Origin of the sequence: Lysinibacillus sp. CNPSo 3705 (genome assembly GCF_028674935.1) — a bacterium.
Taxonomy (GTDB): domain Bacteria; phylum Bacillota; class Bacilli; order Bacillales_A; family Planococcaceae; genus Lysinibacillus.
This window is the reverse complement of record NZ_JAQZSD010000187.1, coordinates 1-524: the sequence shown is the minus strand read 5'-3', so window position 1 is coordinate 524 and position 524 is coordinate 1. Positions and strand designations below refer to the sequence as shown.

Genomic DNA, 524 nt, shown 5'->3' with positions numbered 1-524 from the left:
GTCGTAACCGTATCGACTACCTGCCCTTTTTTATTCGTAATATTTTTAACGACTGATTTTTGCCCTTGCAGTAAATCTTCATATTGCGCTTCAATATAACTTTCACCAACACGGTCATTTCGTGAATAATCACGAGCTAAATAATAATTTAGCTTTTCTTTTGGAATCCCTTTTGCTGGTACTGTTGTGCGTCCTAAAATAGCGAGTGAGGATAATTTCAAACGCTTCCAGTCAGTTGTTGTGTTAACGCCTGTTAATTGAGTTAATCGCTCAGAGACACGCGCAAATTCATCGGCAGATACATTTTCACTCTTAATAATTTGCGGTGATAAATTGTATCCGGATGCCATCTCTCGGTAGATTGCTAGTACTTCTAAGTCCTTATCTGTCAATTGTAATAATTCTTCGTTTGTAATTCGTTCACGAACAAGTTTATCTATTTGTGCATTGATTTGACTTTCCGTTACATTTTCCTGTGCCCTAATTTTCTTTTTTTCTTTATCTGTTACTTTTTCATAGGCAGC

1 pseudogene is annotated in these 524 nt (G+C 36.5%); it reads right to left on the bottom strand.

The features are described from left to right. Positions 1-524, bottom strand: a pseudogene (locus tag PVA17_RS24940) (penicillin-binding protein); the annotation flags it as partial.